Origin of the sequence: Streptomyces roseochromogenus subsp. oscitans DS 12.976 (assembly GCF_000497445.1) — a bacterium.
GTDB lineage: Bacteria > Actinomycetota > Actinomycetes > Streptomycetales > Streptomycetaceae > Streptomyces > Streptomyces oscitans.
Genome location: NZ_CM002285.1, coordinates 4,586,630 through 4,605,159 on the forward strand (window position 1 = coordinate 4,586,630; position 18,530 = coordinate 4,605,159).

The 18,530-nt window shown below is 68.7% G+C and carries 16 protein-coding genes; 6 read left to right on the forward strand and 10 right to left on the reverse strand.

Translation table 11 applies throughout. From position 1 onward, the window contains the following. Nucleotides 1-98: 98 nt before the first annotated feature. Together M878_RS69415 and M878_RS98405 are read right to left on the reverse strand one after the other, a co-directional pair. Entirely contained in the window at nucleotides 99-494 is a 396-nt protein-coding gene (locus M878_RS69415; protein WP_023548293.1) for a hypothetical protein, read from the reverse strand. Beyond that, on the reverse strand, nucleotides 494-1,678 hold the full coding sequence (locus M878_RS98405; RefSeq protein ID WP_023548295.1) for a hypothetical protein: 1,185 nt from the start codon (nucleotides 1,676-1,678) through the stop codon (nucleotides 494-496). Before M878_RS98405 ends, M878_RS69415 begins: the two co-directional genes overlap by 1 nt. A gap of 1,278 nt (nucleotides 1,679-2,956) precedes the next feature. Between M878_RS98405 and M878_RS69425 the strand changes: the two genes are divergently transcribed. Next, nucleotides 2,957-4,849, forward strand: coding sequence for a lipase family protein (locus tag M878_RS69425; RefSeq protein ID WP_158692719.1), 1,893 nt, complete (start codon nucleotides 2,957-2,959; stop codon nucleotides 4,847-4,849). A 440-nt stretch (nucleotides 4,850-5,289) separates the two neighbouring features. Here M878_RS69425 and M878_RS69430 read toward each other — a convergent pair whose 3' ends face one another. The 3 genes from M878_RS69430 to M878_RS69440 all read right to left on the reverse strand — a co-directional run bounded on the left by M878_RS69430 (nucleotide 5,290) and on the right by M878_RS69440 (nucleotide 7,158). Then, nucleotides 5,290-6,261 (reverse strand): pirin family protein, encoded by a 972-nt coding sequence (locus M878_RS69430; protein WP_031225328.1) that lies wholly within the window; start codon nucleotides 6,259-6,261, stop codon nucleotides 5,290-5,292. Nucleotides 6,262-6,297: 36 nt separating this feature from the next. Next, nucleotides 6,298-6,564 carry a hypothetical protein gene (locus M878_RS69435; protein ID WP_023548301.1) on the reverse strand — a complete coding sequence of 89 codons (267 nt, stop codon included), beginning with the start codon at nucleotides 6,562-6,564 and terminating at the stop codon, nucleotides 6,298-6,300. A 114-nt stretch (nucleotides 6,565-6,678) separates the two neighbouring features. Beyond that, nucleotides 6,679-7,158 (reverse strand): SseB family protein, encoded by a 480-nt coding sequence (locus M878_RS69440; protein WP_031225329.1) that lies wholly within the window; start codon nucleotides 7,156-7,158, stop codon nucleotides 6,679-6,681. A 194-nt stretch (nucleotides 7,159-7,352) separates the two neighbouring features. On the opposite strand from M878_RS69440, the gene M878_RS69445 reads away from it, so the two are divergent. Continuing rightward, nucleotides 7,353-9,179: an acyl-CoA dehydrogenase gene (locus tag M878_RS69445; protein ID WP_023548304.1), complete on the forward strand. Its 1,827-nt coding sequence runs from the start codon at nucleotides 7,353-7,355 to the stop codon at nucleotides 9,177-9,179. A 77-nt stretch (nucleotides 9,180-9,256) separates the two neighbouring features. After that, on the forward strand, nucleotides 9,257-10,555 hold the full coding sequence (locus M878_RS69450) for a M18 family aminopeptidase (RefSeq protein ID WP_023548307.1): 1,299 nt from the start codon (nucleotides 9,257-9,259) through the stop codon (nucleotides 10,553-10,555). Nucleotides 10,556-10,577: 22 nt separating this feature from the next. Here M878_RS69450 and M878_RS69455 read toward each other — a convergent pair whose 3' ends face one another. Both M878_RS69455 and M878_RS69460 read right to left on the reverse strand, forming a co-directional pair. Next, the gene (locus M878_RS69455) at nucleotides 10,578-12,419 is read right to left on the reverse strand and encodes a thioredoxin-like domain-containing protein (RefSeq protein WP_023548309.1); all 1,842 of its coding nucleotides are present in this window, start codon (nucleotides 12,417-12,419) and stop codon (nucleotides 10,578-10,580) included. A 107-nt stretch (nucleotides 12,420-12,526) separates the two neighbouring features. After that, nucleotides 12,527-12,934 carry a cupin domain-containing protein gene (locus M878_RS69460; protein WP_023548311.1) on the reverse strand — a complete coding sequence of 136 codons (408 nt, stop codon included), beginning with the start codon at nucleotides 12,932-12,934 and terminating at the stop codon, nucleotides 12,527-12,529. 52 nt (nucleotides 12,935-12,986) lie between these two features. Between M878_RS69460 and M878_RS69465 the strand changes: the two genes are divergently transcribed. Together M878_RS69465 and M878_RS69470 are read left to right on the forward strand one after the other, a co-directional pair. Next, nucleotides 12,987-13,997, forward strand: a complete 1,011-nt coding sequence (locus M878_RS69465; RefSeq protein ID WP_023548312.1) for a helix-turn-helix domain-containing protein — start codon at nucleotides 12,987-12,989, stop codon at nucleotides 13,995-13,997. Nucleotides 13,998-14,050: 53 nt separating this feature from the next. Next, nucleotides 14,051-14,545: an LURP-one-related/scramblase family protein gene (locus M878_RS69470; protein WP_023548314.1), complete on the forward strand. Its 495-nt coding sequence runs from the start codon at nucleotides 14,051-14,053 to the stop codon at nucleotides 14,543-14,545. Nucleotides 14,546-14,566: 21 nt separating this feature from the next. On the opposite strand, the gene M878_RS69475 is transcribed toward M878_RS69470, so the two are convergent. Next, complete coding sequence (locus M878_RS69475) at nucleotides 14,567-15,385, reverse strand: carbon-nitrogen family hydrolase (RefSeq protein WP_023548316.1); 819 nt, start codon at nucleotides 15,383-15,385, stop codon at nucleotides 14,567-14,569. Between the two features lie 179 nt (nucleotides 15,386-15,564). Here M878_RS69475 and M878_RS69480 point away from each other — a divergent pair, with 179 nt between their 5' ends. Next, entirely contained in the window at nucleotides 15,565-16,389 is an 825-nt protein-coding gene (locus M878_RS69480) for a maleylpyruvate isomerase family mycothiol-dependent enzyme (RefSeq protein ID WP_023548318.1), read from the forward strand. 54 nt (nucleotides 16,390-16,443) lie between these two features. Here the strand turns inward: M878_RS69480 and M878_RS69485 are convergent, their stop codons facing one another. Further along, entirely contained in the window at nucleotides 16,444-17,754 is a 1,311-nt protein-coding gene (locus M878_RS69485) for an MFS transporter (RefSeq protein ID WP_023548319.1), read from the reverse strand. Beyond that, on the reverse strand, nucleotides 17,751-18,425 hold the full coding sequence (locus tag M878_RS69490) for a GntR family transcriptional regulator (protein ID WP_031225330.1): 675 nt from the start codon (nucleotides 18,423-18,425) through the stop codon (nucleotides 17,751-17,753). The genes M878_RS69485 and M878_RS69490 overlap by 4 nt, the downstream gene beginning before the upstream one ends. Nucleotides 18,426-18,530: the final 105 nt, after the last annotated feature.

Below are 18,530 nucleotides of genomic sequence, written 5' to 3' on the forward strand. Positions count from 1 at the left end.
CCCCCACTGGTTGCAGCACTGTATCCGCGTACACGGCGGACGACGGCCGGAACGCCGTATCCCGTATCCGCCGTGCCCCCTGGGCGGCGTTCGACGCATCAACTCAGCCATCCGGCAATGGCGTGGGCGAGCGCTTCACCGCCCTGTTGCACCACGGTTCCCGCCACCAAGGCGGGAAGCGCCTGGGCGATCTGCCGAAGTCCGCCGGCCTGCGCGTCGGGCGCCGCCAGCGAGGTGTCGACAGTGTCCGCCATGGCGCGCAGCACCACAGCGTTGGCGAGGCCCACCTCGTTGCGATCTACGTCGGCGCGGAAGGAAGCGAGCAGCTCTCGTACGGTGTCGATGTCGACCGCGCCCTGGACGGAGGCAGATTGGTGCACGTGGGAGATGTTCTGCCCCACAACGTTCTGGTTCGGGGCGTTGTTGTTGCCACCGATGCTGATGCCCGAGTCGTGCCCGTGCTCCGGCTCGGGACGACGCCGTCCAAACACCATCACTTGCCTCCCTGGTTGCCGTTGCCCTGGCCCACATTGCGGATGTCACTGCCCGCAACGTTCTGGATAGGTGCGTTGTTGTCGCCGTACACCTGGATGTTGGTGATGACCGCGGCCACTTGGCGCTCGTACTGAGCGGTGTCCACACCCAGTTCATCGAGATACTGGGCGACGGTCCGGAAGATGCAGGTCTGCATCAGCACGACGTGCCGTTTGGCGTCATCGCTCTGGTGCATGTCGGTGACCTCTTCGGTGGAGTACCGATCGCGCAGGCTGACCGGATCCTTCTCCTCGGCGCGGTCTTCCTCCGCCTGCTCACCGAGCCCGAGCCGTGCCACGAAGCGCCACAGGGCGAGGGGGCCCACGGCAGCGTCCAGGAGCGACTGCGTCACGATCCAGCCGAGCAGCCGGGTCCCATGCTTGGTGACTGGCGCGTCGGTCACCCGCAGTTCGTTGTACAGGGGCGTCATCACCTGCGGGCGTACGGTCAGCCGTAGTTCGCCCGCCTCCAGCGCGGCGTGCACGAACACGCTGACCACGACCTGCCCGTCCCAGCTGACACACTGCGCCCGCAGATACAGCCGGTCCGGCACGCCGGACGGTGACCGGCGCCCCCGGCCGCGCAGGTCCGGCAGCTCCAGCTTCGCCGCGCGGGTGCGTTGCAGCCACAGTGCCGCCGGCAACCCTTGCACGTCGGTCACGGTCAGACCGGGCAGCGGATCAGTGATCTCCCGAGCCCCACGCCCCAGCCCCCGCACCGCCCCGCCCATCCGGCGCAGCAGCTCCGCCTCCCCGAACGACTTTACCGACTCGTCCGGATCCTTCGGCTTCAAAGGGATGGCGATGTCTGCGGCGCCCCATACATCGCGCCCGGCTCCTACGAAACGCTCGGGCTCGTCGTACGGCAGCTCCTGCCAGGACTGTTCCTTGCCTATGCGCACCATCCGGTGCCGGCCTTTCGGGGCGGCCCAAGGCAACCGATCGGACGACACGCCCTCCCGGACGAGCCGGGCCAACGCTGCCCGCGCCGCGAGCCGGTCGCCGACACACACCAGCGCGGCTCCGAGCAGCAGCGCGAACGGCAACAGCAGCAGCCCGATCCGCAGCGCGACGGCCTCGCCACCGACGGGCTGGTATGGCACGACCGCGAGCAGCCACGGCACGCACAGCACGAGATATGCCACACGGGGCGACCTCACCAGCCTCGACGTCCTGCCCTTACGCAACGCCCGGTAGGCGGCCCATCGCATCAAGAGAGCCACCAAGACGACCGCTCCCCAGACAGCGGCCGGCCAGGGTGCCGCGTACACCACGAGGGCAGCCAGGAGCAGCCCCGCCACACGTCGGGCCCACCGGCGTCGCCGGGCACGCAGACTGTGCGCCACCACTGGTACGAGGTCGAATGCGTACGACGGGACGGGCAGCGGCGGTCCGTGCAGGACGTGATCCACAACCCACTGCGCCATGGGCTCGCCCAAGGGCGGGCAGTCGTCGCTGCCTTCCAGATAGATGCGCCTGCGGGTACTGCGGCGGGGTTTGTCTGGCTTCTTGCCCCTGCCTCTGAACTTGCGCCACCACGCTTTGACGGCTTTGACCCGGTCTGGGCGCGTGTACACGGCTTGGCATAGCAGCCTCGTCACTTCCGAAGAGGCTGGGTCCACCTCGCCGGGGATACTCGCACCGGAGGCCGCAGGGGCAGCCTGAATCGGCACCGCTGGCCCCTCGACCACCCCTCTCTCGGACCGGTCCCGAGCACGCAGCCCCCACCCCAACGCCATTCCGCCCCCCGTTCGTCGATACGGCGGGCATCCTCACGGTGAACTTCGAAAACCACCAGATCGCAAACGCGACAATGCACTCAACTCTCCCGGGCGGAACGAGGATTGACCGAATCCCGCTCCCCCATGGCCCTCCCGCCGGACCAACGCCACATATTGCTTTGAGTATCTGTACGGATGCAGCTGACCCCCCAGCGGGCTGCATGATCGCTCCTGTAGAGCCCGAACGGCGAGGAGGGCAAAGTGAAGCGGTCACAGCGGCGTCGTGCAGGCAAGGTAGGACATACGGCGGCGCGGGCAAAGCCCGTCCCAGAGCCGAGCACCCGAAACGCCGACAAGATCCGTGTCGGCTACCTCGTAGTGCATGGGATCGGTAACCAGCACCGGCACATCGGCTCGGGGCGTTCCGTGCTGCACCACATGGGCCGGAGCATTGTGGACCCGATCGCCAAGGCACACGGTGCGTCATCGGTGACGTGGACCGAGACTCCTGAGTGCACGGAAAGCTCTGCCCAGTGGCCTTTCGGGACCCCGGCCCACGCGGCTGTCGGAATCACCGTTCCTGAACGACCAGCGAGGACGGTGCTCATCGCGGAGGCAGTATGGGCAGACCGCTTCCACCGACCAGCGTGGTACCTCCGGTGGCTGTGGACCCTGGGCTATGTCCTGCTAAGCCTGCCTGCAGTGCTCCTGCTGATCGGCCCAGACCGCCGCGACCGCAGCTTCTGGGCACCCACCGAGACCTCGTTCAAGCGCACCTTCCTGAGTTCCCTCCGTGACGGCCTACGGCCCGGCTTCTTCCTCATCAGTCCGGACTTTCGTCACTTGGCCCGCATGGGGTGGCGGTTTCTGACTCTGCTCGTACTCCTGGCCGCATTCATGACGCTACTCATGAAGCACCCTTGGTGGACCGCCGGCGGTGCAGGCGCCCTGGTCTTCCTGCTGTGCACACGGCTGAACCTCGCAGACCATGTGATCACGGCTGCTGCACGAGACCAGGAACGAGAGAGGCTGCTCGACTTCTTGGAAGAGCGGCTGCGCTGGATGCGAGGGCACTGCGACGAGATCGTCATCATCGCTCACTCGCAAGGAGGCTTCCTGGCCCACCAGCTCATGGCTCGCCACGGAGGTCGCAATCAGTCGAAGGTGATTCGATTGATGGGTGTCGGATCGGGCCTCAAGCCCATCTGGTTTCTCCAGCAGATCAGACGTCCGCTCGTTGGGGCAGTGGCATGGATGCTGCCCATCGCTTCCCTCTGTCTGGCTTGGGGGACGTCGCCTCTCATCGAACCGAGCAATTCACAGGTAGCGGCAGCCATGCTGATGCAGTTGAAGGCCACCACACCTACTCTGGCATTGCCACTGGCCGTGCAGTCCCCCGAGTTCGTCACAGCCATGCTGCACGACATGGCCCAATCGATGGAGCGGACACAGTCTAGCCTTCTCCTCGTGGGTGACATGCCCTGGGAACGGTGGACCGCCATCGTGGTAAGTACGATGCTGACCATCGCGTGCGGGCTGATCGTCAGGTTCCGCATCCACCCCGAGGCAAAGGCACCTTTTGCCTTGCCGACGCCGAGCGACTCGAAGCCGCTGGAGTGGGAGGAATATAGCAGCCAGCACGACGCGGTGGGCAGGATGCTGCTGCCCACACTCCCGCAGAATGTGGAGCAAGAGGCCACACCCGTACTCGGCCACCCGCTCGGTGACCACACCAACTACTTCGACAACAACGGACTTCTCTCACGCCGCCTAGCGGCCATGCTGCTTGCTGACGTTGATTCCCCAACACGTGCAAGCCTCATAACGCAACGGTGGTCGGAGACAGTCGCCCGATACGAACGAGCCCTGCGGAAGCAACATGACCGACGGCGTTGCTTTCAAGCAGTGCTCATTCTATGGGTGGCTTCTGCTGTTCTAATCCCGCGAATAGCGCGCGGAGCTACCATCGTCGAAGCGGTCATCGGGAGCTGGCAGCCGCTTGCGGTAGCGACAGTGGCACTCAGCGCCATATTTACCTGGCGAGGCCGGAAGAGCCACCGGAAGCTCGTTGCCATGCTCGACACCGAACTGCGAGGCGAGCCGCAGCCGATGCCGCCAATCAATATCGTGGCCCCCGAGCACAGAACCTCTGCAACACTGGCGCTGGCGATTGGTGCCGTATTCGCCTTCTTCGGAGCCCTGGAGTTGAGTCTGTTGTCGGCCCTCCAACCAGCCTGGAACGTTCACTCGTTTGGCGCGGCCATGCTCGCTGCCTTCATCCTCGCCGCCCTTGCTGCCGCGACAGGATCCGGTTACCGAGTACGGCGGCGCTGGGTTGCCGGTGCAGGGTTCCTGGCCTGCCTCCCTGCCCTGACCTCTAGCGGACCCCTCAACTCACGTGCCCCTGTGTGGGCGACAGCTCCCGGGGGACCCCTCGCCGCTGCTGTATTGGTGGCAGTGGCGATCGCGCTGATCGGCCTGACCAGGGCACGCGTAGTACCCCTTCCAGAGGTTGCATCGAGCCAATCTCTCGTGGTTCCCAGCCAGCGGGGAGCCGCCAACAGCATCGCGACACTTGAGGCCGAGCGCAGATGACGCAGAAGTCGCCATCAATCTCCTGATGGCTTCCACGCCTCACGATCTGGGCGTGCCTGGCCACTTCCCTCAGCATTTGAACGCGCGGCTGGAGGCGTCCACAGTGCTGCTGTCCGCCACGGCGAACAGCAGCACTGACTGTCAAGGTCAGGGGCCGATTCCGAGAGGAGCCGACCCTTATCCCCGCTGCAGTACTCACTGGCGAAGTACCACATGGCCTTGCAGCAGCACGTCAAGCACTCGTACTGGGGACCTGGAGCACATCGCTAATCGGGCACACGAGCACTGCCTCCCCTTGCGCGGAGCTCGAACAAGCCGATCTTCGAGGAGCGGACTGCTCTCGGCGTCGCTCGAATCCTGACCCTCTGACGCCAGCAGTGGCGGACGCGACCTGTCCGGACAGGGACGGGCCTCGTCCGCCATTTCGGTTTCAGCGCGCCTTACAGCCCGCCCTCCGACATCCCGTGCACCGCCGGGATCGTCCCCAGCCGGCCCTTCTGGAAGTCCTCGAAAGCCTGCTGCAGCTCCTCCCGGGTGTTCATCACGAACGGGCCGTAGTGCGCCATGGGCTCACGGATCGGCTGTCCGCCGAGGAGGACGACCTCCAGGTCCGGGGTGTGGCCGTCCTGCTTCTCGTCCGCGCGGACGGTCAGCGCGGACCCGGCGCCGAACACGGCGGTCTGGCCCAGGTGGACCGGACGCCGCTCGGCCCCGACCGCACCGCGCCCCGCCAGGACGTACGCCAGGCCGTTGAAGTCCTCGCGCCACGGCAGGGTGATCTCCGCACCCGGCGCCAGCGTCGCGTGGATCATCGTGATCGGCGTGTGCGTGATGCCGGGACCAGCGTGGCCATCCAGCTCACCTGCGATGACGCGGAGCAGCGCGCCGCCGTCGGGAGACGTCAGCAGCTGCACGTTGCCGCCGCGGATGTCCTGGTAGCGCGGGGCCATCATCTTGTCCCTGGCCGGGAGGTTCACCCACAGCTGCAGCCCATGGAAGAGACCTCCGGACACGACGAGGGACTCCGGCGGAGCCTCGATGTGCAGCAGGCCCGAGCCCGCCGTCATCCACTGCGTGTCGCCGTTGGTGATGGTGCCGCCGCCACCGTTGGAGTCCTGGTGGTCGAAGATGCCGTCGATGATGTAGGTGACAGTCTCGAAGCCCCGGTGCGGATGCCACGGGGTCCCTTTTGGCTCCCCGGGCTGATACTCCACCTCACCCATCTGGTCCATCATGATGAACGGGTCGAGATGGCGGTAGTGGATCCCCGCGAACGCACGACGGACGGGGAAACCCTCACCCTCGAAACCGCTCGGAGCGGTCGTCACGGCCAGCACGGGACGCGCCACGGCATCGGCCGGCGCGGCCACGCGCGGCAGCGTCAAGGGGTTGTCGACAGTTACAGCAGGCATGGGTCCGACTCTCCTCTAGGTGGAAGTTTCTGCAGGTCAGCGAGCATCCGTCGGGATACTCCCCCAACTGGTAGAGTCCTTGGGCTCGCCCGGCGCGTACTCCACCTCGCCCATCTGGTCCATCATGATGAACGGGTCGAGATGGCGGTAGTTGATCCCCGCGAACGCCCGGCGCACCGGGAAACCCTCGCCCTCGAAACCGCTCGGAGCGGTCGTGACGGCGAGCACGGGACGCGCCACGGCGTCGGCGGGAGCGGTCACCCGGGGCAGCGTCAACGGGTTCTCGACGGTCACTGCAGGCATGGTCGGTACCTCCTTGGTGTGGCCACTTTAGTTGAGCGTTGAACTTTCTGCCATTCCCAACAGAAAGAGCCCGGAGGGAATTCCCTCCGGGCCCGCACAGGCGCGATGAACCGGTCAGCCGTACATCCGCCGCATCGCGAAGTCGACCATCTGCTCGACCGCCTTCGCGTCGAAGACCATCCGGTGCTCGCCCTCCATGTCCAGGACGAAGCCGTAGCCGGTGGGCAGCAGGTCGATCACCTCCGCACCGGTGATCACGAAGTACTTGGACTCCTTGCCCGCGTACCGGCGCAGTTCCTTGAGCGAGGTGAACATCGGGATCACCGGCTGCTGCGTGTTGTGCAGGGCGAGGAAGCCGGGAGTGTCGCCGCGCGGGCAGTACACCTTCGACGTGGCGAAGATCTGCTGGAAGTCCTCGGCGGACATCTGCCCGGTGGTGAAGGCGCGCACCGCGTCCGCGAGCGAGGGCGGGGACGGCTCCGGGTAGAGCGGGGGCTGCTGGCCGTACCCGCCGACACCGCCCGGCATCTGCTGCTGCGACGGGCCGTACTGCTGAGCAGCGCCACCATCCATGGGCTGGCCGTATCCGTACATGGGCGCAAGCGTACCGAGCGAGAGCCGCGCCGTGGCGGCCGCGAAAAACTAAGGGAGGAGTAGACCCTTCTCACACTCGGGCCGAAGGGGTTGCTTCTTATTACCGACGGGTAGCATCATCGTAGCTACTTGTTGGTACGTGAACTAGGTGCGAGGAGTCAGTGCCTCGCCGATCCCTCTACGGAGCCGTGGCCATGGGGCACTACAAGTCGAATCTCCGCGACATCGAGTTCAACCTCTTCGAAGTACTGGGGCGCGACAAGGTGTACGGCACCGGCCCGTTCGAGGAGATGGACGTCGACACCGCCAAGAGCATCCTGGAGGAGATGACCCGCCTCTCGGAGAACGAGCTGGCCGAGTCCTTCGCCGACGCCGACCGCAACCCGCCGGTCTTCGACCCGGAGACCAACACCGCGCCGGTCCCGGCGTCCTTCAAGAAGAGCTACCAGGCCTTCATGGACTCCGAGTACTGGCGGCTCGGCCTGCCCGAGGAGATCGGCGGCACCACCTCGCCGCGCTCCCTGATCTGGGCCTACGCCGAGCTGATCCTGGGTGCCAACCCGGCCGTGTGGATGTACTCCTCGGGCCCGGCGTTCGCCGGCATCCTCTTCGAGGAGGGCAACGAGGTCCAGAAGCACATCGCCAAGATCGCCGTGGAGAAGCAGTGGGGCTCCACGATGGTGCTCACCGAGCCCGACGCGGGCTCCGACGTGGGCGCGGGCCGTACCAAGGCGATCCAGCAGGAGGACGGCTCCTGGCACATCGAGGGCGTGAAGCGCTTCATCACCTCCGGTGAGCACGACATGTCGGAGAACATCCTCCACTACGTGCTCGCGCGTCCGGAGGGTGCAGGTCCGGGCACCAAGGGCCTCTCCCTCTTCCTCGTCCCGAAGTACAACTTCGACTTCGAGACCGGCGAGCTGGGCGAGCGCAACGGCGTCTACGCCACCAACGTCGAGCACAAGATGGGCCTGAAGGCCTCCAACACCTGCGAGATGACCTTCGGCGACCAGCACCCCGCCAAGGGCTGGCTCATCGGTGACAAGCACGACGGCATCCGCCAGATGTTCCGCATCATCGAGTTCGCCCGCATGATGGTCGGCACGAAGGCGATCTCCACGCTGTCCACCGGCTACCTGAACGCGCTGGAGTACGCCAAGGAGCGGGTCCAGGGCCCGGACCTGGCGAACTTCCTGGACAAGACCGCGCCCAAGGTCACCATCACCCACCACCCGGACGTGCGCCGCTCGCTGATGACGCAGAAGGCGTACGCGGAGGGCATGCGCGCCCTGGTGCTGTACACGGCCTCGGTCCAGGACGCGATCCAGATCAAGGAGGCGGCCGGCGAGGACGCCTCCGCCGAGAACGCGCTGAACGACCTGCTGCTGCCGATCGTCAAGGGCTACGGCTCCGAGAAGGGCTACGAGCAGCTCGCCCAGTCGCTGCAGACCTTCGGCGGCTCCGGCTTCCTGCAGGAGTACCCGATCGAGCAGTACATCCGGGACTCCAAGATCGACACCCTGTACGAGGGCACCACCGCGATCCAGGGCCAGGACTTCTTCTTCCGCAAGATCGTCCGCAACCAGGGCGCCGCGCTGAACTCCCTCGCCGAGGACATCAAGAAGTTCCTGGCGCTCGGCACCGGTGGCGAGGAGCTGGCCGGCGCCCGTGAGCACCTGGCCAAGGCGGCCGTGGAGCTGGAGGCGATCGTCGGCCTGATGCTGACCGACCTCGCCGCCACCGAGCAGGACACCAAGAACATCTACAAGGTGGGCCTGAACACCACCCGCCTGCTGCTGGCCTCCGGTGACGTCGTCGTCGGCTACCTGCTGCTGAAGGGCGCCGCGATCGCCGCCGAGAAGCTCGCCACGGCCTCCGCCAAGGACCAGGCGTTCTACACCGGCAAGATCGCCGCGGCGAAGTTCTTCGCGGCGAACGTCCTGCCGGGGGTCACGCTCGCCCGCAAGGTCTCCGAGGGCGTCGAGCTGGACCTGATGAAGCTGGACGAGGCCGCGTTCTAGAACACCCTTGTAGATACCCTGTGCGGGCCCGCTCCCTTTCCGGGAGCGGGCCCGTGCACGTCGTTAAGGTGAATCCCATGAGCGCACCAGCCCGCTTCGACCGCGGCCACACCGACGACCTGATGTCCTTCCTGGCGGCCAGCCCGTCGCCGTACCACGCGGTGGCAGTCGCCGCCGAGCGGCTGGAGAAGGCGGGCTTCCGGCAGGTCGCCGAGACGGACGCCTGGGACGGGTCGGCCGGCGGCAGGTACGTGCTGCGCGGCGGCGCGATCATCGCGTGGTACGTCCCCGAGGGCGCCGAGGCGCACACGCCGTTCCACATCGTCGGCGCGCACACCGACTCCCCGAACCTCAGGATCAAGCCGCGGCCGGACAGCGGGGCGCACGGCTGGCGCCAGGTCGCCGTGGAGATCTACGGCGGCCCGCTGATGAACTCCTGGCTCGACCGCGACCTGGGCCTGGTCGGCCGGCTGAGCCTGCGTGACGGCTCCACGGCGCTGGTCAACGTGGACCGGCCGCTGCTGCGCGTGCCCCAGCTCGCCATCCACCTGGACCGTTCGGTCAGCAGCGAGGGGCTCAAGCTCGACAAGCAGCGCCATCTGCAGCCGGTCTGGGGCCTCGGCGACGATGTGCGGGACGGCGATCTGATCGCCTTCCTGGAGCAGGAGGCCGGGCTCGCGGCCGGCTCGGTCACCGGCTGGGACCTGATGACGCACCCGGTGGAGGCCCCGGCCTACCTCGGCCGGGACCGGGACCTGGTCGCCGGTCCGCGGATGGACAACCTGCTGTCGGTGCACGCGGGCGTGGCCGCGCTGGCCGCCGTCGCCACCTCCGGCGCGCCGCTCACCCGGATCCCCGTCCTGGCCGCCTTCGACCACGAGGAGAACGGCTCCCAGTCGGACACCGGCGCGGACGGCCCGTTGCTCGGATCGGTCCTGGAGCGCTCGGTGTTCGCCCGCGGCGGCTCGTACGAGGACCGGGCCCGCGCCTTCGCCGGCACGGTGTGCCTGTCCTCCGACACCGGCCACGCCGTCCACCCCAACTACGCGGAGCGGCACGACCCGACGCACCACCCGCGCGTCAACGGCGGCCCGATCCTCAAGGTCAACGTCAACAACCGCTATGCCACGGACGGTTCGGGCCGCGCGGTCTTCGCCGCGGCGTGCGAGAAGGCGGACGTGCCCTTCCAGTCGTTCGTCTCCAACAACTCCATGCCGTGCGGCACCACGATCGGCCCGATCACCGCGGCCCGGCACGGCATCCGGACCGTGGACATCGGCGTGGCGATCCTCTCCATGCACAGCGTCCGCGAACTGTGCGGCGCCGACGACCCGTTCCTCCTGGCGAACGCGCTGGTGGCTTTTCTGGAGGGCTAGTTGAGGGCCTTCCCGGAGAGTTCTACTCGTCCATCCCCGCGAGCACCAGCGGCAACCGGTCCGTCGCTCCCTCGGTGAGGCGGATCGGGACGCCCCAGTCCTGCTGGTGGACGTGGCAGGCCGGGTACTCGTTCGCCGGGCTCGCGGCGGAGCCGCTATCGGTTGGCGTGTCGCAGGAGGCGGCCATCGCTGAGACATGCAGGACGCCTTCCGGGACGGCCGGGTTCAGCTCCAGCTCGCGCGCGAGGTCCGTGTCCGCACCCTCGCCCTTGAGCAGCAGCTCGGGCGGGGTGGCGGAGACCAGCAGTCGGGTCGAGGGGCCGTAGCTGTTGTCGAGCTTCTGCCCGGGCGGGGCCTGGAAGATCACGTCCAGCTTCAGCCGACCAGGGGCGACCTCGGTCGCCGCGCGCTGGGTGCGGTGCGCGACCGACTCCACGCGCACCGCCTCCTCGGGCAGCCGCAGCCGGGTCAGCCGGTGCCGGGCCGACTCCACGACCACGATGTCCTCGCCGGCGAGGACGGCGTCACTGGGCTCGCGCAGATCGGTTGCCAGCGTCGTGACCTCCCCGGTCGCCGGGTCGTAGCGGCGCAGGGCGTGGTTGTAGGTGTCCGCGATCGCCACCGAGCCGTCCGGCAGGGCGGTAACGCCCAGCGGGTGCTGGAACAGCGCCTGGCCGGCGGCGCCGTCGCGGTGGCCGAAGTCGAACAGGCCGGTGCCGACCGCCGTATGGACCTGTCCGTCGAGGTCCACCCAGCGCAGGGCGGACGTCTCGGAGTCCGCGAGCCAGAGCCGCTCGGCGGTGGCCGCGAGGCCGGAGGGCTGGGCGAACCAGGCCTCCGCACCGGGGCCGTCGACCAGGCCTTCGTTGGTGGTGCCCGCGGCCACGGCGACGGTCTCGGTGGCGGGGTCGTACGTCCACAGCTGGTGGACGCCCGCCATGGCGATCCACACCTTGCCGCCGAAGACCGCCACGTCCCAGGGGGAGGAGAGGCCGACCTCGCGGGCCGGGCCGGAGGTCGGGGACCCCTGCCACCACTGTCTGCCGGTGCCGGCCAGGGTGGTCACCGCGCCGGTGGCGAGGTCCAGGCGGCGCAGGGCGTGGTTGACGGTGTCGGCCACCGCCACCGAGCCTTCGTCGAGGAGGGCGAGGCCCTGCGGCTCGCTGAAGGACGCCTCCGCGGGACCGCCGTCCGTGAACCCGCGCATGCCGGAGCCGATGCGCCGTACGACGGTCTCGGCGTCCTCGGCCAGCTCCACCAGCTGGTGCCGGGTGGTGTCGCTGACCAGGAAGGTCCCGCCGGGCAGCGGCAGCGCCTTGCCCGGGAAGCGGAGAGTGGTCGGCTCGGGCTCCGGCGCCACATAGGGCCCGTCGCCGCGGCGCAGGGTGCCCTTCGCCTCGTGCTCGGCCTCCAGCTCCTCGACCAGCCGCTCGATGGCGTGGGCGTGGCCCTCGCCCGCGTGCTGGGCGACGACGTAGCCCTCCGGGTCGATCACGACGAGCGTCGGCCAGGCCCGCACCGCGTACTGCTTCCAGGTGGCCAGCTCCGGGTCGTCCAGCACCGGGTGCGCCACGCCGTAGCGCTCCACCGCGTCGACGACCGCCCGGTGCTCCGCCTCGTGCACGAACTTCGGGGAGTGCACGCCGATGACCACCACCGTGTCCCGGTGCTTCTCCTCCAGCTCGCGCAGCTCGTCCAGGACATGCAGACAGTTGATGCAGCAGAAGGTCCAGAAGTCCAGGACGACGATGCGTCCGCGCAGCTCGGCGAGGGTGTACGGGGTGTCGCCCGTGTTCAGCCAGCCGCCCTTGCCGATCAGCTCGGGGGCGCGGACGCGGACGCGTCGGGGTGCGGATTCGGTCATGGCCCCAAGGGTGCCACCCGACTCCGACAGCCGCTTCGGCGCCTGTGGACAACCGCCGACAACCGGTTCAGGTTCGGGTCGACCACCGGTTCAGGTCCGGCGAACCGTCAGTTCAGGGCGTGACCGGTGGTGGCGTCGACGTGGTCCGGCACCTCCTCGTGCCGGTCGCCGACCGACAGGGTGCCGCTGGGCTCGAGGACGAGGATCTCGGTGGGCACGCGCGCGTACGGCTTGTGCTCGGTCCCGCGCGGGACGGTGAACACCGAGCCCTTGGGCAGTACGACCGTGCGCTCTCCGGCCGGCTCGCGCAGACCGATCCGCAGTTCGCCGTCGAGGACCAGGAAGAACTCGTCGGTGTGGTCATGGACGTGCCAGAGATGTTCGCCCTCCACCTTCGCCACGCGCACGTCGTAGTCGTTGACGGTGGTCACGATGCGCGGGCTCCACTGCTCGGTGAAGGACGCGAGGGCCTGGTCGAGAGAGATCGGCTGCCCGGGTTCGAAGATGGGTTCCATGGATTCATCGTGCGGGTGGCCGGGGCCGTCGTACGAGTGCTAGGAATCGCACATGCCGCAAGAATCCTCTCACCAGCACCCGCATCGGGCCCATCGGGTCGCCGTGATCGTCGACGAGGGCACCAATCCCTTCGAAGTCGGGGTCGCCACCGAGCTGTTCGGGCTGCCCAGGCCCGAACTGGGCCTTCAGGGACGGCTGTACGAGGTGACACTGTGCACGCCCACCCCCGGGGTGCGGATGAACCACGGCTTCTTCACCCTGGACGGTGTGCCCGGCCTGGAGGCGGTGGACAAGGCCGACACCCTGGTCGTACCGGGCCGCCCCGACAACGTCGTACCGCGCGGTGCCGACGTCCTGGACGCCATTCGGCGCGCCCACGCGCGCGGGGCTCGCATCATCAGCTTCTGCACGGGCAGCTTCGCCCTGGCCGAGGCCGGGCTGCTCGACGGACGACGCGCCGCCACGCACTGGATGTGGGCGGACACCTTCCGGGAACTGCATCCCCAGGTGCTGCTGGAGCCGGATGTGCTGTTCGTGGACGAGGGCGAGATCCTCACCGCCGCCGGCAGCGCGGCCGCGCTCGATCTCGGCCTGCACCTCTGGCGCCGCGACCACGGCGCGGAACTCGCGAACGCCGTCTCGCGGCGCCTCGTCTTCGCCGCCCACCGGGACGGCGGCCAGCGGCAGTTCGTGGAGCGTCCGGTGCCCGACGTACCCGACGAGTCGCTCGGCCCGCTGCTGGCCTGGGCGCAGGAACGGCTCGGCGAGCCGCTGGCGGTGGCGGACCTCGCCGCCCGCGCGGCCGTCAGCCCCGCCACCCTGCACCGCCGCTTCCGCGCCCAGCTGGGGACGACGCCACTGGCCTGGCTCACCGGCGAGCGCGTGGCACTGGCGTGCCGGCTGATCGAACGGGGCGAGGAGCGCCTGGACGTCGTCGCGACCCGCTGCGGCCTGGGTACGGCGGCCAATCTGCGGGCCCGGCTGCGCCGGGAGACGGGGCTGAGCCACTCGGACTACCGCAGGCGTTTCGGCCCCCGGTCCTCCCTCCTTCCGGCGCCGTGAGACCGCCTTACGGCTCTGTGATGATCGCGGCGCGACGGGGAACGGTTAACCGCATGAGACTCCTCGTACGCGACCGGCTCCTCGGTATCGGTGACGACTACTGGATCGAGGACGAGCACGGCCGGAAGGTGTTCCTCGTCGACGGCAAGGCCATGCGGCTGCGGGACACCTTCCAGCTCAAGGACGCCCACGGACGCGTCCTGATCGACATCCACCAGAAGATGTTCGCCCTGCGCGACACCATGGTGATCGAGCGGGACGGCGAGGGCCTTGCCACCATCAAGCGCAAACGGCTGTCCCTGCTGCGCAACCACTACCGGGTGTCCCTGGCCGACGGCACCGTGCTGGACGTCAGCGGCAAGATCCTCGACCACGAGTTCGCCATCGAGTACGACGGCGAACTCCTCGCGGTGATCTCCCGCCGCTGGCTGCACCTGAGGGACACCTACGGCGTCGACATCGTGCGCGACGACGCGGACCCGGCCCTGCTCATCGCGGTGGCGGTGTGCGTGATCCACCTGGCGCAGAGGGAGCGGGAGGACGACTAGGCCCGCCCCCGGGTGGTGTGTTCAGCGGCGCGGTGGCTCCAGGCCCAGTACGCGGTCCTTCAGCGCCGGGAACTGTTCCCGCGTTGTCGCCACCTTCGCCGGGTCGAAGTCGACGGTGAGGATCTGCTCGTCCGGGCCCGCCTCGGCAAGTACCTCGCCCCATGGATCCACCACGATCGAGTGACCCGCCTGCGGAACTCCCGCATGGGTCCCGGCCGTTCCACACGCAAGCACGAACGCCTGGTTCTCCACCGCCCGCGCCTGAGCCAGCAGCGTCCAGTGCGCGCGTCGCCGCTCGGGCCAGCCCGCCGGGATCACCAGCGTCTCGGCACCTGCGTCGACCAGTGAGCGGAAGAGTTCGGGGAAACGGAGGTCGTAACAGGTGGCCACGCCGAGCGTGGTCCCGGGCAGCCGGACCGTCACCAGGTCCCGCCCGGCGCCCATCAGCACGGCCTCACCCTTGTCGAAGCCGAAGCGATGGATCTTGCGGTAGGCGGCAGCCAGCTCACCGGAGGGGGAGAAGATGAGAGAGGTGTTGTAGAGAGTTCCGTCACCCGCGGCGGAGCCGCTGTCGGGTGCTGTCCGTTCGGGGATGGATCCCGCGTGCAGCCACACACCCGTGTCACTCGCGGCCTTGGCCATGACCTCGTACGTCGGTCCTTCGAGCGGCTCTGCCTCCCGGCCGAACTCCTCGTAGGCGAACGCACCGGTCGTCCACAGCTCGGGCAGGACGACAAGGTCGGCCCCGGACTGCTGCCGGACCAGCGCGGCCACCCGCTTCCGCCGGGAGTCGACCGATTCATCCTCGTTCACGGCGATCTGAATCAGCGAGGCGCGCACACTACCACCGTCCTGGCATTCGAGTCGTCCACACAGGCCTACGATCGTCACACGAAAGCACTGCCGGGGTGCCTCCAAGCAGCGTAACTTAGCCACTCAGACACCCGCCGCCGTGCCGCCACCCGCTGGCAACGCCGCCACAACCTGCCCGTGTACCGACCGCCGAGGGGTCCCGTTCCGTGAGTCTGCATCCCACCCTCCAGCCCTACGCCGACGCCTGGACGCACTCCATCGAAGCGATATCCGAGATGGTGCAGCCGCTCGTCGAGGGCGAGTGGAACCAGCGGACCCCCTGCCCCGGCTGGTCGGTCCGGGACATCGTGTCGCATGTCATCGGCCTGGACTGCGAGATGCTCGGCGACCCGCGCCCCATCCACTCCCTGCCCCGCGACCTCTTCCACGTCAAGACCGAGCACCAGCGGTACATGGAGATGCAGGTCGACAGCCGCCGCCACCACACGGCCCCGGAGATGACGGCCGAGCTGGAGTACACGGTCATCCGCCGCAACCGCCAGCTGCGCAACGAGTCCCGCGACCCCGGCACCACGGTGCGCGGCCCGCTGGGCACCGACGTCACGGTGGAACAGGCCTACCGCACCCGCGCCTTCGACGTGTGGGTGCACGAACAGGACCTGCGCACGGCCCTCGGCCGCCCCGGCAACCTGGACTCTCCGGGCGCGCATGTGGTCCGGGACGTCCTGCTGGAAGCTCTGCCCAAGGTCGTGGCGAAGGACGCGGACGCGCCACGCAGTTCGGCGATCGTGTTCGACGTGCACGGCCCGGTGGAGTTCCTGCGCACGATCCGCGTCGACATCCAGGGCCGCGGCACCCTGGAAACCGCCCCGGCCCTCGGCCCCGCCGCCACCCTCACCCTCGACTGGGAGACCTACGTCCGCCTGGCCTGCGGCCGCGTCACCCCGGAGACAGTGACAGACCGCATCAAGACCGAGGGCGACCCCGCCCTGACAACGGCAATCCTGAACAACTTCGCGGTGACGCCGTAGGCGAAGCGCTCCCGGCCAACTTGCAACGGGCAGAGCGCGGGTGGGAGAACTCGGCTACACCGCCGGAACGTGCACCGTCTCCACTCGGCTGGCCACCAACCGCTCGCGCTCACGCCGCGCGGCCCGCCCACGAAGCCGCAGAATCTGCGACATCCCGAGCGCCTGCAGCACGAACACGGCGCTGAACGCCACGTCGTAGTCGTCCCCCGTCGCATCCAGCAACACCCCGACCGCGAACAACGTCGTCATCGAGGCGATGAATCCACCCATGTTGGTGATACCGGACGCGGTCCCCTGTCGCTCGGGCGGGTTGGCCGGCCGCGCGAAGTCGAACCCGATCATCGAGGCCGGCCCACACGCCCCCAGCACCGCGCACAGCACCACCAGCAGCCACATCGGCGCATGCGCGCCCGGGTACGCCAGCGTCGAGGCCCACAGCAGCGCGGTCGCCCCCACCGTGCCCAACGCCAGCGGCAGCCGCGCCGCATGGTGCCGGGCGACGATCTGGCCGTAGACCAGACCGATCACCATGTTGGACAGCACGACGAGCGTGAGCAGTTCACCGGCCGTGGCCCGGCTGAGTCCCTGGGCCTGGACCAGGAACGGCAGACCCCACAGCAGCAGGAACACCATCGCCGGAAACTGGGTGGTGAAGTGCACCCACAGCCCGAGGCGCGTACCCGGCTCCCGCCACGCCGCCGCGATCTGCCGGCGGACATAGGCCGCGCCCTGGTGCGGGGACGGCGCCGGCTCGAACCCCTCGGGGTGATCCTTCAGGAACAACAGCGTCAGGACGAGGACGACGGCACCCGCGAGCGCGCTGCCGGCGAACGCCGGGGTCCAGCCGATGCCGTGCAGCAGCCGGGCGAGGACCAGGGTGGAGACCAGGTTGCCCGCCATGCCCACGAGCCCAGCGAGCTGTGCGACCAGCGGCCCACGCCGGGCCGGGAACCAGCGGGTGCCGAGCCGTAGCACGCTGATGAAGGTCATCGCGTCCCCGCAGCCCAGCAGGGCGCGGGAGGCGAGGGCGGTGCCGTATGACGGCGAGAAGGCGAAGCCCAGCTGCCCGGCGGTGAAGAGGACCGCTCCGATGCTGAGGACCTTCTTCGTGCCGAGCCGGTCGACCAGCAGGCCGACGGGTATCTGCATGCCTGCGTAGACCAGCAGCTGGAGGATGGAGAACGTCGACAGGGCGGAGGCGTTCACATGGAAGCGGTCCGCCGCGTCCAGTCCCGCCACACCCAGTGACGTACGGAAGATGACGGCGACGAAGTAGACGGCGACACCTATGGACCACACGGTGATGGCACGCCGGCCGCCCGGCGGATCACCCGGAAGGGTGACGTTCCGCGTCGGACCGCTCATCGGACCTCACCCCGGGCGAGGTGCTCGAACCAGCTCACATGCCGGTGCACGACCTCGACGGCCGCCTCCGCGTCCCCGGCGCGCAGCGCGTCCAGTATCTCCTCGTGCTCGGTGAGCGTCTTGGCGATCCGGTCGGGGTGGGAGTGCATGACGGCAACGCCCATCCGCAGCTGCCGGTCGCGCAGTTGGTCGTAGAGCCGGGACAGGATCTCGTTGCCGCCGCTGCGCACGATCTCGGCGTGGAAGGAGCGGTCGGTGACCGCGGCCGCGGCCAGATCACCCGCGGCGGCCTGCGCCTTCTGCAGCTCCAGCAGCTCGGTCAGCCGCTCCAGCAGACCGGGCGGGGCCGGTACGGCCTTGCGGGCGGCGTGTTCCTCGACCAGCTGGCGGGTCTCCACCACATCGGCGATCTCCTGCGCGGAGACGGGCAGCACCAGGGCGCCCTTCTTCGGGTAGAGCCGGATCAGGCCCTCGACCTCCAGCCGTAGCAGCGCCTCCCGGACGGGCGTGCGCGAGACCCCGACGGCCTCGGCCAGCTCGCCCTCGGTGAGCAGCGTGCCGCCCTCATAGCGGCGGTCCAGGACGCCCTGTTTGACATGGGCGTACACCCGGTCGGCGGCGGGCTGCGGCTTCTCGTGCGGGCGGGCGGTCTGCGGTACGGCCGTCTTCATGCCCACAGGATAGATACAACACGTACGCAAGCGGCAGCGACGTCCAGCATCCGGACGTGACGGAATTCGTCGGCAGCATCGGCACAACTTTCTGTGCTACTTACG